11 protein-coding genes are annotated in these 14,883 nt (G+C 34.9%); 6 read left to right on the forward strand and 5 right to left on the reverse strand.

What is annotated here, in order from left to right; translation table 11 throughout:
* The first annotated feature begins 206 nt into the window (after nucleotides 1-206).
* A complete protein-coding gene (locus Q5N69_RS08005) occupies nucleotides 207-2,963 on the forward strand; it encodes a methyl-accepting chemotaxis protein (RefSeq protein ID WP_304368347.1) in 2,757 nt (918 codons plus the stop codon).
* Nucleotides 2,964-3,080: 117 nt separating this feature from the next.
* On the opposite strand, the gene Q5N69_RS08010 is transcribed toward Q5N69_RS08005, so the two are convergent.
* Complete coding sequence (locus Q5N69_RS08010) at nucleotides 3,081-3,890, reverse strand: pyruvate, water dikinase regulatory protein (RefSeq protein ID WP_304368348.1); 810 nt, start codon at nucleotides 3,888-3,890, stop codon at nucleotides 3,081-3,083.
* A gap of 236 nt (nucleotides 3,891-4,126) precedes the next feature.
* Here Q5N69_RS08010 and ppsA point away from each other — a divergent pair, with 236 nt between their 5' ends.
* Together ppsA and Q5N69_RS08020 are read left to right on the forward strand one after the other, a co-directional pair.
* Entirely contained in the window at nucleotides 4,127-6,505 is a 2,379-nt protein-coding gene (gene ppsA, locus Q5N69_RS08015; protein ID WP_304368349.1) for a phosphoenolpyruvate synthase, read from the forward strand.
* A gap of 454 nt (nucleotides 6,506-6,959) precedes the next feature.
* A complete protein-coding gene (locus Q5N69_RS08020; protein WP_304368350.1) occupies nucleotides 6,960-8,087 on the forward strand; it encodes a YbfB/YjiJ family MFS transporter in 1,128 nt (375 codons plus the stop codon).
* A gap of 95 nt (nucleotides 8,088-8,182) precedes the next feature.
* Here Q5N69_RS08020 and Q5N69_RS08025 read toward each other — a convergent pair whose 3' ends face one another.
* Both Q5N69_RS08025 and Q5N69_RS08030 read right to left on the reverse strand, forming a co-directional pair.
* A complete protein-coding gene (locus tag Q5N69_RS08025) occupies nucleotides 8,183-8,428 on the reverse strand; it encodes a TIGR03643 family protein (protein WP_304368351.1) in 246 nt (81 codons plus the stop codon).
* Between the two features lie 188 nt (nucleotides 8,429-8,616).
* Nucleotides 8,617-10,167: a cryptochrome/photolyase family protein gene (locus Q5N69_RS08030; RefSeq protein ID WP_304368352.1), complete on the reverse strand. Its 1,551-nt coding sequence runs from the start codon at nucleotides 10,165-10,167 to the stop codon at nucleotides 8,617-8,619.
* 345 nt (nucleotides 10,168-10,512) lie between these two features.
* Between Q5N69_RS08030 and Q5N69_RS08035 the strand changes: the two genes are divergently transcribed.
* The 3 genes from Q5N69_RS08035 to Q5N69_RS08045 are packed head-to-tail and all read left to right on the forward strand — an operon-like array spanning nucleotide 10,513 to nucleotide 12,677.
* Entirely contained in the window at nucleotides 10,513-11,337 is an 825-nt protein-coding gene (locus tag Q5N69_RS08035; protein ID WP_304368353.1) for a YHYH protein, read from the forward strand.
* Nucleotides 11,324-12,025 carry a toxin-antitoxin system YwqK family antitoxin gene (locus Q5N69_RS08040; protein WP_304368354.1) on the forward strand — a complete coding sequence of 234 codons (702 nt, stop codon included), beginning with the start codon at nucleotides 11,324-11,326 and terminating at the stop codon, nucleotides 12,023-12,025. Before Q5N69_RS08035 ends, Q5N69_RS08040 begins: the two co-directional genes overlap by 14 nt.
* The gene (locus tag Q5N69_RS08045; RefSeq protein ID WP_304368355.1) at nucleotides 11,994-12,677 is read left to right on the forward strand and encodes an SCO family protein; all 684 of its coding nucleotides are present in this window, start codon (nucleotides 11,994-11,996) and stop codon (nucleotides 12,675-12,677) included. Before Q5N69_RS08040 ends, Q5N69_RS08045 begins: the two co-directional genes overlap by 32 nt.
* A gap of 115 nt (nucleotides 12,678-12,792) precedes the next feature.
* Here Q5N69_RS08045 and Q5N69_RS08050 read toward each other — a convergent pair whose 3' ends face one another.
* Nucleotides 12,793-13,791: a 2-hydroxyacid dehydrogenase gene (locus tag Q5N69_RS08050; RefSeq protein ID WP_304368356.1), complete on the reverse strand. Its 999-nt coding sequence runs from the start codon at nucleotides 13,789-13,791 to the stop codon at nucleotides 12,793-12,795.
* A gap of 24 nt (nucleotides 13,792-13,815) precedes the next feature.
* Nucleotides 13,816-14,676 (reverse strand): TIGR00730 family Rossman fold protein, encoded by an 861-nt coding sequence (locus tag Q5N69_RS08055; protein WP_304368357.1) that lies wholly within the window; start codon nucleotides 14,674-14,676, stop codon nucleotides 13,816-13,818.
* Nucleotides 14,677-14,883 lie beyond the last annotated feature (207 nt).

The raw sequence follows: 14,883 nt of genomic DNA on the forward strand, positions 1-14,883 counted from the left end.
AAATCATTTTTAATAAAGTATTCGTTTTAGTCATTATGTTTAAAAAACGAAGAATCGTTAGATTTTCAATTAGGTAATAATATATAAAAGACATAAAGCTAAGTCATTTTATTTATTTGATATTATTGTAAAAATAAGAATTACGTCTAAACTTTTAATTATACAGTAAAGTTACTAACTAAAATGGTTTATAAAGTATGTTCAAAATGGAAAGTTTGAAAACTAAAATTATGTTGCTTTTAATGGTTATTGGCCTCATTCCCTCAATTATAATTAGTGTAGTAGCAACAATTAATAATTCTGAAGATGTATCTCATAAGGTTTATAACCAATTAACTGCTATTAACCAAATAAAAAAACAATCTATCGAAACGTATTTTGCAGAAAGAAAAGGAGATATGGGGGTATTAGTCGATATTGCGAGTACGATGAGAAAGCAAAGTTACTTAACATTATCTGCTATTAATTCTGTAAAAAAATCCCAGTTAAGTGACTATTTATCTAATAATAAAGCTCAACTTGATTTACTTGCGAAGCAAACAGAGTTGCATTCAAACTTAAATTCTTTATTGGCAAGTTTTACGGATAAACCCAAATGGAAATCTTTACTTGATGAATATGATGTTTCATATAAACCACTCCTTAATTATTTTGGCTGGTATGATTTTTTTATCATTAGTAATAACGGTACCATTATTTATTCTGTAACGCGTGAGAGTGATTTAGGAAAAAACATTCCTAAATATTTGAATGATAGCTCATTTAATAAGGCTTTTACTTTAGCCAAACAAAGTAAGTCTAACGATATTCAATTTGGTGATTTTAAGCCTTATGCCCCAAGTAATAACGACCCTGCAGCATTCTCAGTAAAGCCGATTTCAGTCAATGGTAAGCGTATGGGTTATATTGCTTTTCAGCAACCTTTAGAAAAGATCAATAGTATTCTGGGTAATCGTGAAGGTATGGGAGAGTCCGGTGAATCTTACCTTGTAGGGCCTCAAAATTTAATGCGCTCAGACTCTTATCTTAACCCTGAAGAGTATTCAGTAAAAGCGTCGTTCGTTAATAATAATAAAGTTGAAACAATAGCAGTAAACAAGGCGCTTTCAGGTAATAAAGATACCTATGTCATTAATGACTATAATAATAACCCTGTTGTAAGTAGTTGGGATTATATTGATATAGCAGAAGGGGTTCGTTGGGCTATTATTTCTGAAATTGATGTTGGTGAAGCATTTAACCCAACAACGCTTGAAAATGAAGAGTTTTATAAAAGTTATATAAAACAATACGGCTATTATGATTTATTTCTTATTAATACTGATGGCTATATATTCTACACGGCAGCACAAGAAGCCGATTATCAAACTAATATTCTAAATGGAAAATACTCATCATCTAACCTGGGTAAATTAATTACTCAGTTAAAAGATAGTGGAGAGTATGGATTTGTTGATTTTGCACCTTACGCTCCTAGTAACAATGAACCAGCTTCCTTTATTGGCCAACCTATAATGGGGTCTGATGGAAAGGTATCTCTTTATATTGCCCTGCAATTACCCCTTGAAGGTATACAAAATATAATGGGTGTACGAGAAGGAATGGGAGAAACAGGTGAAAGTTATCTTGTAGGAATGGATTTGAAAATGAGAAGTGATTCATTTTTAGATCCAGAAGGGCATACAGTTAAAGCCAGTTTTGCTGGGAGTGTAGAGAAAAACGGTGTTGATACAAAAGCAGCTAGAGATGCGCTAGCTGGAAAGAGCGGGACTGACATTGTTATTGATTATAACGGTAACCCGGTTTTGTCATCTTTTGATCGCATTGATTTTGATAACTTCAGCTGGGCTATTTTATCTGAAATAGATGAACCTGAAGCTTTTGCTTCTATTAATAAAAATACAAATTTTATGATTATTCTCATGATTATATTTGTATTGATTATTGCTACTATAGGTATATTTTTCGCTAAAAGAATTGCTACACCTATTATTATGGTTTCTGAAGCAGCACAGTATGTTGCTGAAGGTGATTTAACGATTAAAGTAATTAAAACATCTAATGATGAAGTAGGCCAGTTACAAGTATCTATCCAAAAAATGATAGATAATTTATCAAATATAGTTAACAACATAGGAATGGTTGCATCACAGCAATCAAGTACATCCGAAGAGTTAGCGACCATTACTGAACAAACTAATCGAACATTATCAGACCAGAGTTTAGCATCTGATCAGCTCAACACCGCAATGCAAGAAATGGGGATAACGGTAGATGATGTTGCTCAAAGTGCCTCTACTACTTCTTCTGCAGTTTCAGATATTCAATCAAAGATAATCGACAGTACCAATAAAATTAATGATACCTATAATGCTATTTTAGCCATGACAGATAAAATACAAAACTCTGAACAAAGTGTTCAAAAAGTACGCTCAGACTTTAATCAGGTAGTTAAAGTTTTAGAGGTTATAAAAGGTATTGCAGACCAAACAAATCTTCTTGCTTTGAATGCAGCTATAGAAGCTGCTCGTGCAGGGGAGCAGGGTAGAGGTTTTGCTGTTGTTGCTGATGAAGTAAGACAGCTGGCACAACGAACTCAAGACTCTACACAAGAAATAAACGATATGGTTAATACTATTATGGCTGGCGCTAATTCTTCAGTAGAGGTAATGGCGAATAGTGTTGTGCAAGCGAATATAGTTAAATCTCATGCACAAGAAGTTAATGAGCTTAACAAAGTTATTAGTGAAGAAATGAATCAGATAAGTGACTTAAGTATTCAAATAGCTACAGCTGCTGAAGAACAATCGGTTGTTGTTAAAATGATACTCGATAATGTAGAAACTCTTAATATAGGTGTAGCTGAAACTAGTATGTCGACAGAAAATATTGCCGAATCAAGTACAGAGTTAGCCTCATTAGCGACAAACTTAGAAAATGAGGTAGCGGTGTTTAAAACTTAAATAACGAGTGTTTAGTCACTGCCATTGAGTTATGGTTTTTTATAAGTATTTAGGGCGCCTCAAGGCGTCCTTTTTTATGAATATTGTTTAATGATGATTCAAGTAGCTAGCTAATGATTAATACTTACGGCGTCGTAACTTCATTTCAGACAGTATTTTTGCGGTGATCTCTTCAACAGAAAATTTTGTAGTATTAATAAATGGAATTTTTTCTTTCTTATAAAGCTTCTCAACTTCTCTCAGCTCCATTCTACATTGACGTGCTGATGCATATTTACTGTTTGATATACGGTTATTCCTAATATCCATTAAACGGTCGGCATCAATGGTTAAACCAAAAATTTTCTTTTTGAACTTTCTTAAAAACTCAGGGATCTTTAAGTGTTCCATATCTTCGTCGATAAAAGGGTAATTTGCTGCCTTTATGCCATATTGTAAGGCTAAATATAGCGCTGATGGCGTTTTTCCTGAGCGTGATACTCCTACTAAAATAACATCGGCATGTTCGTAGTTACTGATGTTTGTTCCGTCGTCATTCGCCAATGCAAAATTAACTGCATCTATTCTGTTGTCGTAACTCTTTTCATGAATGCTATGTGTTCTGTGAGGTTGAGGATTCGCTTTTATGCCCAACTCTTTTTCAAGAGGCGGTATAAAGTGCTCAAGAAAGTTATAAATTACGGCATCACAGCCATCAATAATCTCTCTTATCTCAGGGTTCACAAAGGTATGGAAAACCAGCGGTAGCTCACCTGCGCGCTTACTTGCCTTGTTAATTTTATCTCTCGCAAGCAAAGCTTGTTCTGTATTTTCAACAAATGAAATAGTGTGATGTTCAAACTCAGTAGGGAAAAGGGATAGCAGCGCATGTCCAAATACTTCTGAAGTTATTGCTGTTCCGTCTGAAATATAAAAAGCCGATCTCATTTTTTGTTCCTATTGGTGAAAGTTTACTAAAGGGGTTCCCATTTATAAATTCACAGTGTAGAATATTTACTCTAGAAACATCAATCATTATTATTTAAATTTGGATTTATAGTATTTTTATATATAAAAGTACTTGTATCGTTGAAAGTTTATACCTAAGATATGTTATGTCGGTATTTTTAAATACATAAAATAACTTAATTATACACTTTTTAAATAATTTTGGAGATGTTGTCGTGCAAGAATATGTACTTTGGTATGAAGAACTTGGAATGAATGATGTTGATCGCGTAGGCGGTAAAAATGCATCATTAGGTGAAATGATTTCTAACCTAGCCAATGTTGGCGTGCAGGTACCCGGTGGTTTTGCTACTACTTCGTTTGCTTTTAACGAGTTTTTAGAGCAAAGCGGTTTGAACGACAAAATTTATAAACTTCTAGACACTCTCGATGTAGGCGATCTTAATGCGCTTGGCGAGTGTGGTGCAACTATTCGTCAATGGATTATTGACACGCCTTTCTTACCTCAAATGCAAGCCGACATTGAATTGTCTTACGATAAACTTGCCGGTGAATTTTCAAGCGAAGCTTCTTTTGCTGTTCGATCTTCAGCAACTGCAGAAGATATGCCTGATGCTTCTTTTGCTGGTCAACAAGAAACCTTCTTAAATGTACGTGGTCTTGACGCTGTAATGATTGCTATTAAGCATGTTTTTGCTTCGTTATTCAACGACCGTGCTATTTCATACCGAGTTCACCAAGGTTACGATCACCGTGGTGTGGCGCTTTCAGCTGGTATTCAACGTATGGTTAGAAGTGACATTGCATCAAGTGGTGTTATGTTTTCTATCGATACTGAGTCTGGTTTTGAAGATGTGGTATTTGTTACTTCAAGCTTAGGTCTGGGTGAAATGGTGGTTCAAGGTGCTGTTAACCCTGACGAATTCTATGTACATAAACCAACGTTAGCTAAAGGAAAACCAGCGGTTGTGCGTCGTAATATTGGTAGTAAAGCTATAAAGATGATTTATGCCGATAATCCTGAACACGGTAAACAAGTTGAGATTGTTGATGTAGATGAAGCACAATCAAATCGTTTCTCATTAACTGACGACGAAGTAATGGAGTTGGCTAAACAAGCGGTAATTATTGAAAAGCATTATCAACGTCCTATGGATATAGAATGGGCTAAAGACGGCTTAGACGGTAAACTTTATATTGTTCAAGCACGTCCTGAAACTGTACGTAGTCGTGAAAACACTAATGTAATAGAACAATTTCAGTTACAAGAAACTGCAAAAGTTGTATGTGAAGGCCGTTCTATAGGTCAAAAAATTGGTAGTGGCGAAGCTAAAGTGCTTTCATCTTTAGCTGAAATGGACATGATTCAACCAGGCGATGTTTTAGTTACCGACATGACTGATCCTGATTGGGAACCTATCATGAAACGTGCTTCTGCGATTGTGACTAATCGTGGTGGTCGCACATGTCATGCTGCGATTATTGCTCGAGAAATGGGTATTCCAGCTGTTGTAGGTTGTGGTGACGCAACCAGTAAGATAGCTAATGGCGACAAAATTACAGTTTCATGTGCTGAAGGTGACACCGGCTTTATTTATGAAGGTCAGTTAGACTTTAAAGTAAATACTTCTGAAGTTGATAAAATGCCTGAATTACCATTAAAAGTTATGATGAATGTTGGTAACCCAGATCGTGCATTTGCTTTTGCTCGCTTACCTCATTCAGGTATTGGTTTAGCACGTTTAGAATTTATTATTAACAAAATGATTGGTGTGCATCCTAAAGCGCTTATTAATTTTGATACGCAATCTGAAGATTTAAAAGAAGAAATTACCGATATTATCGCGGGTTACGATAGCCCTGTAGAATTCTACATTGCTAAGTTAACTGAAGGTATTTCTACTTTAGCTGCGGCTTATTCTCCTGAAAAAGTGATTGTTCGTATGTCTGACTTCAAGTCTAACGAATATGCTAATTTAGTCGGTGGGGAAGAGTACGAGCCAGAAGAAGAAAATCCAATGATTGGCTACCGTGGAGCTGCGCGTTATATATCTAAAGATTTCCGTGATTGTTTTGCTTTAGAGTGTGAAGCGATTAAACGCGTTCGTAATGATATGGGCTTAACTAATGTAGAAGTAATGATCCCATTTGTTCGTACGCTTGAAGAAGCAACACAAGTTATCGACATTCTTGCTGAGCACGGTTTAAAACGTGGCGAGAATGGTTTACGAGTGATTATGATGTGTGAATTACCTTCAAACGCCTTACTTGCAGATCAGTTTTTAGATCATTTTGATGGTTTTTCAATTGGCTCTAACGATTTAACTCAGTTAACACTAGGTTTAGATCGAGATTCAGGTTTGATTGCCCATCTATTTGATGAGCGTAATCCTGCAATTAAAGTCTTGTTAGCTATGGCAATTAAAGCCTGTAAGGCGAGAGGTAAGTATGTGGGAATTTGTGGTCAAGGCCCAAGTGATCACAAAGACTTTGCGGCATGGTTAGTAGAACAGGGGATTGATAGCGTATCGTTGAACCCTGATACGGTAATACCAACGTGGTTATATTTAGCCGAAGAGCATAGTAAAGGCTAATTATATAGTCTTTATTTAGTCTGTAATGCGCTTAACTTATTTTTAAATGAGTTAAGCGCTTAGTAATAACAATGGAAGCTGTATTGTTATTGCATCATTCTTTGTAATCTCTTATTCAAAATTAATGACTGGATATAAATTAAATCCCCCCACTATCGTTCTAATAAAAAAGAAAACTTCCTTTTCAAAAACGACTCACCTTAATAATTAATATCTTTCAGTATTGATAAATATTCTTATAATTTATTTTAATTCAGACTAAATCGTTATCTTGTTGGCTTTTATTAATCTTGCTATATCAACTCCCTATAGCATTAATAACCTTTAATGATTTGTCCTTTGTTTACTAATAGTTATACGATGGAAAAATATTACTTATTCTTGATTAGAATCAACTATGTTTTTGTTCGACAGAAATAACAATACATCAATTTTACTGGCTGGAATTCTAGCTTTGACAGTAGGAGTAGGCGTTGCACGTTTCGTTTTTACTTCGTTATTACCCCCAATGCTTGATGATTTTATTACTATTTCTTTTGCGGGGATTTTGGCATCTATTAATTATGCTGGGTACTTATCGGGTTCGTTATTTTCTATTTTTATTAAAGACATTCATAGCAAGGTTAGATTTTTCAAAATAGGTTTAGTTTTATGTGTTATTACCTCGTTACTTTTAGGTATTAGCGAAAATAATATAGTTTGGGCTGTTGCAAGGTATTTAGCTGGCTTTGGAGCCGCTATGGCGCTTGTCGTTGGATCTGCCATTGTTATGTTAAAGCTAAAAAATACCAACAAAACTAAAGCCATGGGTATTCATTTTAGTGGTTTAGGCTTTTCAATTGTTATTACCGATTTACTAATGCGTGCTGTGTTTTATTTCGATGGGAATTGGCAAGATGCTTGGTTGGTATTGGCTTTCTTTGGTGTGTTCTTTTCAGCGTACTCTGCTTATATTTTGTCATTTGATAAAGAGCCCAAAGCGAATATTGTTAAGCATAAGTTTGATAAAACTTTGTTTTCACCTTTAGTTATTGTACTTATTTTAGCTTACTTTACCGAAGGCGTTGGTATGGTGGTGCAAGCGACTTTTTTACCTGATATTGTTAATTCATTAGATGGGTTACAAGGTTACGGTGGTTACACTTGGTTAGCTGTAGGTATTGCTGGTATTCCAGCGAGTATTCTATGGATGCGATTGGCTCATAGGTTTGGCAGTATTAATATAATGATAGCGGCTATGCTGCTACAAATAGTTGGTATTTTAATTCCAACATTCTCTTCAAATATTTATCTTAATCTACTTAGTGGAATATTTTTCGGTGCAACTTTTATAGGTTTAGTCGCTTTGTTTATGAACTATGGTGGGCAATTAGCGAATAAAAACCCAGTATTTATTATGGGCGCAATTACAGCGGCTTATGGCTTAGGACAAATAGTAGCGCCGTTATATTGTATTGCCTTTATTGAATATTTTAACAGTTATAGCCCTGCATTGTACTTAACCGCATTTATTGTTTTTATTGGCATATTATTACTTGTTTTTGCTAACTGTAAATTAAAGCATTTGAAGCCAAATATTTAAAATAGGTATTTAGCTTTCAAAGAACAATACTTAAAATTAACATCATATATGCCTAAATTATTACAATAAATCATTAGGCGTTATGATGTTTTTTATTAACGGTTTTTGTATTGTGTAGGGCAGTAACCTCGTGTGATCTCTTTACTTCTTAGCTTGAGATGTTTTGTATTACGACCGCTAACTCTTTCTCGCCATGTTTTGAAGCTTCTAGGTTTTAACTTATTTCGCATAAACTTTATGACATCAGGCTCTTGCATTTTAAACTGCAGATCAATCGCTTCAAAGGGCGTTCTATCTTCCCAAGCCATTTCTATAATTCTTGACTCATCTTCTTGACTCATCTTCTTGGCTTAATAACATAAATACCATCCTATTTTTGAATTCTAACCTAGAGTTTTTCAACGTATTGATGAGAAATACGAGGTGCACAATAATAAAGATCAGTATGAAAATAATAAAAATGCCTAGGGTCTGTTTATCTTTCAGGGTTAAATTTAATTAGGCTTTTACACGAAAGAAGTTTAGGTGTTTATAAATGCTCTATGTTATTGAGCAGCTGAGTCGCTTTTTCTTTAATTTCTATTTTTTGATCGTCTTGCATTTTATCCCAATTACGAACGGGAAAGCTCATTCTTGGATTCGTTGAAAGCTTATCGTAGTTTTCCCCAATAAAGTTCCAGTACAGGCTATTCAATGGACAGGCAGAGTCACCTAGCTTTTCTTTTACGTTATAGCGACAGCTTTTACAGTAATCACTCATTTTATTAACGTAGTTACCGCTAGCTGAATATGGTTTTGTGGCAACCCAACCACCGTCAGCAAATAATGCCATGCTACGAGTATTGGGTAGTTCAACCCATTCAATAGCGTCTATATATATCCCTAGGTACCATTCATCTACTTGGTCTGGTGCTATTCCAGCAAGTAAGGAAAAGTTTCCAGTGATCATTAAGCGTTGGATGTGGTGTGCGTAAGCATGTTCAAGAGATTGTGATATTGCATGCTTCAAACAATTCATATCAGTATTACCATCCCAAAACCACTTAGGTAAATCGCGCTGCGCATTGAAAAAGTTTTGTTGAGCGTAATTAGGCATATTGATCCAATACATGCCTCTTACATATTCTCTCCAGCCTAGTATTTGTCTTATAAAGCCTTCTATCTGGTTAAGTGTTATAGCGCCTTCTGATATTCGGTAAGCACTTAGTGCAGTTTCAATAACTTCTTTAGGACTAATCATTTTACAGTTGAGCGAAAAACTTAAACGAGAATGATATAAACTCCAAGCGTAGGGCGATGCTTGCGTCATGGCATCTTGAAAATTACCAAAATTAGGTAACTGATTTTTACAAAAGAAATCGAGCAGTGTTAGTGATTGCTGGCGATTTATAGGGTAGTCGACATTTACAGAAGAATTGCCCATGGTGTTAATCTTGTGTTTTTCTATTCGTTTTAAGTAACTCTCAGCGGGGTTATCGAATATGAGTGGTTTAGGGATTAATTTAAGGTCTGTTTTTTTGAATGATTGACGATTGTTTGAATCAAAGTTCCAGGCTCCGCCTTCAGGTTTACCGCCTTGCATCAATATAGAAAACTGTTTACGCATATTGCGATAAAACCCTTCCATTCTTACATGGCTTTGTGCCGTAAAATGTTTGGGTATTTCATTAAATGTTAATAGAAAATGCTCTGTATCTATTTCACAAACAGGTAATTTAAGTTGCTCTGACAATTTAGCTAATTGTACACGCAGTCTATACTCATCAGGTTGCTGGTAAGTAAATGTTTCGCAGGCATATTTCTCTGTTAACTCGGTAATTAACTGATTAATTGTTTGATATTGTTCAGTATCATCTAATGTTAAATAACATACCTGATGACCTTTTGACTTCAGATATTTGGCAAAGTCTTCCATCGCCGCGAAAAAAGCCGTAATTTTCTTTATATGATGCTTGGTATAAGTGGCTTCTTGATGAAGTTCTGCTATTACGTAAATAACATCGTCACTTATTGTGTCAAACCAAGTATGTCTAGGATTAAGTTGATCACCTAAAATAAGTCTGAGGTGTTTATCTTTCATTGTTAACCTTATTTTTACGTTGGCATGTCTCTATCTATTTTTAAAGATACCAAAGTGCACATTAGTTCTTTCCATTCAATACTTAAATCAACAACCTTTCGATCAATTTTTATGTGTTTTTTATGTGTTTTTTATATGTTTATTAGCGTTTCTATACTGTTCATTCTCCTTCCAAACTTGTAAAAAAAATGGCTTTGTTACCTTTTAAGTTCACTTACTTAAAGCTAAAGAAAATCGCTGAGTAACCTATATTCTTTATATTTACACTTTGTTTGCACATTTTATGTTTAAAATCATTATCAATAAGATTAACCACTAAATTATTTTTTATAAAAAAGGTCGATTATGAAATCATTTAAAACCATTAACTTGTTATTGATTCTTTCTTGTCTTGGTTTAGCAGCCTGTAACAGCGGTAGTGATGATACTGATACAGCAAGCGAAACTGAGGTAGACACAGAAGTTGATACTGGAACAGATACAGACACTGACACAGATACGCCGTTAACAACGGGAATATTGCACAGCGCTTATTATGAGTTTGATAGTGAAAATGTTGAGGTAGTACTTAGTGGTGATAACGTTATTATAGAAACTAATGGTTTACCTAATCATACATCACCTTATTGGTCTTCTGATCATGAGCTATTTGTTGAACCAACAGTAACTTCTTATGAGCAAATGGCTCCAGGTAATATTGATGATTTTGTAGGAACTTATACGTTAACTGTTGCTAACAGCCCTGAAAAAGCATCTTCTAGTTCTGCTACAGGTCTTGGTGCCATAGGTATCGCGGTAAGTGGTTCTGTTATTTACAATGATGAAGAAGGCCCCGGTATTCCATTAGATAACGCTGTTGGCAGTTTAGATTTTAATGGTGCGCATACAGGACCACAAAGCTTTCATTATCACTTAGAACCTATTTCTTTTTCAGAAGATGACAGTAATCTTATTGGTGTAATTTCTGATGGTTTTTTCCTATATGGTCGTAAATGTAATTCAACAGGTGACTACCCAACAGATTTAGATGAATCAGGCGGGCACACAAGTACTACGCAATTTACGCAAGATGCTGAATATCATTACCATATTCAAAATGAATTATATTTAAACAACTATTACATTCTTTTCCCTGGTGATTACCAAGGTACAGCTAGTGCAATTAACTAAATTACAGACACTGTTTATTATTTCCATAAGCAGTGTTTTTTGTTCCCTTTGTGAAGCATCTTCTTTGCCGTTTTTAACTGAAGAAGTTGCTCAGACAGCTCAACCTAAAATACCTGAAGCAGAAGCTATTAAATTGTTTGCTGCTACTGCCACTTTAGCTAATGAACAAGTGCAAACGAACGCGCTTAGAGTGAATAAAAAAGACATCGTGATATCTAAAACCACAGGGTTGCGATTATATAAAGGTGCGCCTTTTACTGGTGAAGTTGCGACATATTATCCGTCTGGACAATTAGCTAAGCTATCTAGTTATCAATCCGGTTTACGTCATGGCTTTTTGAAACAATGGTTTCCCAATGGAAAAATGAGTTTTAACTCTGAATATTCTAAAGGCATAGTGAATGGTGTTACCACTAGCTGGTGGAGTAATGGGCATTTGCGTTCAGTAAGTCCATTTCTCAATGGTAAAGTGCACGGCGATACTCTGCAATGGTATGCCACAGGTGAGGTATTTAAGAAAATGCATTACGAGCAAGGTAAAGAAGTTGGCTTACAGCAAGCTTGGCGGCGTAATGGAAAACTATATAGTAATTATGAATATGTTAATGGTCGAATTTTCGGTTTAAAACGAGCAAATATGTGTGTGGAGTTAGAAGATGAAAAACTTGCTAAAAAAGATAAGTCGTAACAGTATTGCTGTCGCTAGTTTGTTGCTGGCGTTAAATGTACAAGCCTTTGAACAAGATAAAGTATTAACATTACCTTATTATAATTCAGCAAACTTTACGCCACAGTGGTTAACTCCTAATAGCCCTGAACTAAAAGATTTTCATAAAATATCTGATTTTAAATGGTTAAATCAACAGGGTGAATATGTTACTTCAAGTGATTTTGACAACAAGGTTTATGTAGCCAGTTTCTTTTTTACAACTTGCCCCGGTATTTGCCCTAAAATGCGCTCACAGTTGTCTCAAGTACAAGAAGTTTTTGCAGATAATGACAATGTAGCAATTATCTCTCATTCTATTCAACCAGGTAACGATACTGTTGAAGTATTGCAAGAGTATGCTGAAATGCATGGTGTTAAATCAGGTAAATGGCATTTAATTACCGGAGAGCGTGATGATATTTATGCGGCCGCTCGTAATGATTATTTTGCCAATGAAGATTTAGGTGAATTTGTGAGTAATAATGATTTCTTGCATACCGAAAATTTAGTTCTGGTGGATTCTCATCGCCATATTCGTGGTATTTATAACGGCTTAAATAAAGTGTCGGTTAATCATTTATTGAGCGATATTAAAGTATTAGATGAAGAACGAAAAAAAGCATTAAACTAGTTTTATTCAGTTGAGAGTAAATCTACATTGAAATGATTTTTGTATTATAAGGCCTTAATAATTTCTTATTAAGGCCTTCTCTTATTTAGTGTTAGTTAAAGCAATTTAAATAGCATTAAGAAACAAGGTTTGAATCTTCAGGTTTACCTAATAAGTAATTTTGTATGTTACTTATTGTTGTTTGCGCTATTTTATTTAATGCTTCTTTGGTGAAAAATGCTTGATGCCCTGTGATAGTAACATTAGGGAAGGTTTGTAATCGCGCAAACACATCGTCTTGAATAAAAGTATCTGATAAGTCTTCAAAGAAGATCTCACTTTCTTCTTCATAAACATCAATACCTAAATAACCAATCTGCTTTAATTTTAGCGCTTTTATGATCGCAACGGTGTCTACCAAAGCACCACGACTGGTATTAATGAGCATAACATTGGGTTTCATCTTATTAATTGCCTGCGTATTGATAAGATGCTGAGTATCTGTGGTTAACGGGCAGTGTAAAGATATGATATCTGACTGCATTAAAAGCTCATCGAATGTAACTTGTGTGAAGTTATTATCAGTATTCGTTTCTCTTAGCATTGGATCATATACCAATACGTTACAGCCAAATCCATTAATTATATTGATAAAAGCGCGTCCTATTTTCCCTGCGCCAACAACACCAACGGTTTTGCTATGTAAATCAAAACCTAAAAGACCATCTAGCGAATAGTCATTTTCTCTGATGCGATTATGTGCTCTGTGGATATTACGATTAAGATCTAAAACTAAAGCACATGTATGTTCTGCAACCGCGTAAGGTGAATATTCAGGCACTCTACACACGGGTAAGCTGAGCTCTTTTGCTGTTTTTAAATCGACATTGTTAAATCCTGCACAACGTAATGCAACGAGTTGTATGCCTTGTTTTTTTAATGTTTTGAGAACATTGGCGTTGAGGTTATCGTTTACAAAGCAGCAAACCACGTCAAACCCCTCTGCCATGTAGACTGTTTCTTCATTTAAATGAGATGAAAAGTATGAAATATCTAGTTGTTCTGAAGTGTTTGAGTTATTCAAGCTGAAAAATTTTTCATCATAAGCTTTACTGCTAAACATACATATTTTCATGTTATTTCAATCCTATTAAAATGGTTACGCTTTAGGCCAATGTTGCTCTAAGTATTCATAAGCCTCTATTGCAGTGTCTACAATATGAAAGATATTCAGATCTTTTTCTGCTATTGCACCTTGTTCCACCAAAAATTCGAAATTAATTAATTTACTCCAATAATCTTTACCAACTAATACAATAGGTAAAGGTTTTATCTTTTTCGTTTGTATTAAGGTAAGTGTTTCAAATAGCTCGTCAAGTGTGCCAAAACCACCTGGGAAAGCTATTAAGCCTTTAGCGCGTTTAATAAAATGCATTTTTCGTATAGCAAAATGATCAAATTGAAAACATAATTCCGGAGTAATATACGGATTAGGTTTTTGCTCAAAAGGCAGCACTATATTTAACCCTATACTTTTACCACCAACATCAGCAGCTCCACGATTGGCTGCTTCCATAGCTCCTGGACCACCACCAGTAACAACAACGAATTGCTTACCTTCATATTTTAAAGATAACTCTGTGATTTTTTTACCCAGTATTCTTGCTTCATTATAGTAATAACTATGTTTTATTGCGTTTTCGGCCAGTTTCTTTTTTTGCTGTTTTTCAGCTGATTCTGGATCTTCAGATAATATTTGACTGGCTTCTTCAAAAGCGAGTTTTGCCTTATGTTCTTCAAGAATTCGAGCGCCACCAAAAATAACAACTGTAGATTCAATTTGTTGTTCTTTTTGAATTAGATCTGCTTTTAACATTTCTAATTGTAGGCGTACTGCTTTTAAGTCATCGCGTAAAATAAAATCATTATCTGTGTAGGCTAAACGATAAGATTCGTTATCCATTATAGCTTGTCTTTGTGTATCTAATTGCTGTGCAGGTGTTAAGTCTTTTTTGTCCATACTAAAAAATTATCTCGCTATAAATATTTATCTCAAAAGGTCAACGACCTAGTAAAGTAATATGAATTTAGGGTAGAGCTCTGTTTAACTCTTTCATTAATATCCAGTGTATTCGATTATGGGGTAGGTTGCTCTGAATTGAGTATGTTTTATTTTGTATAACGTTTTCCTTTGAAAAATATTGAACTGTAATGCAAGTAACAACAT

This window comes from Pseudocolwellia sp. AS88 (assembly GCF_030551755.1).
In the GTDB taxonomy this organism is placed as follows: Bacteria; Pseudomonadota; Gammaproteobacteria; order Enterobacterales; family Alteromonadaceae; genus Pseudocolwellia.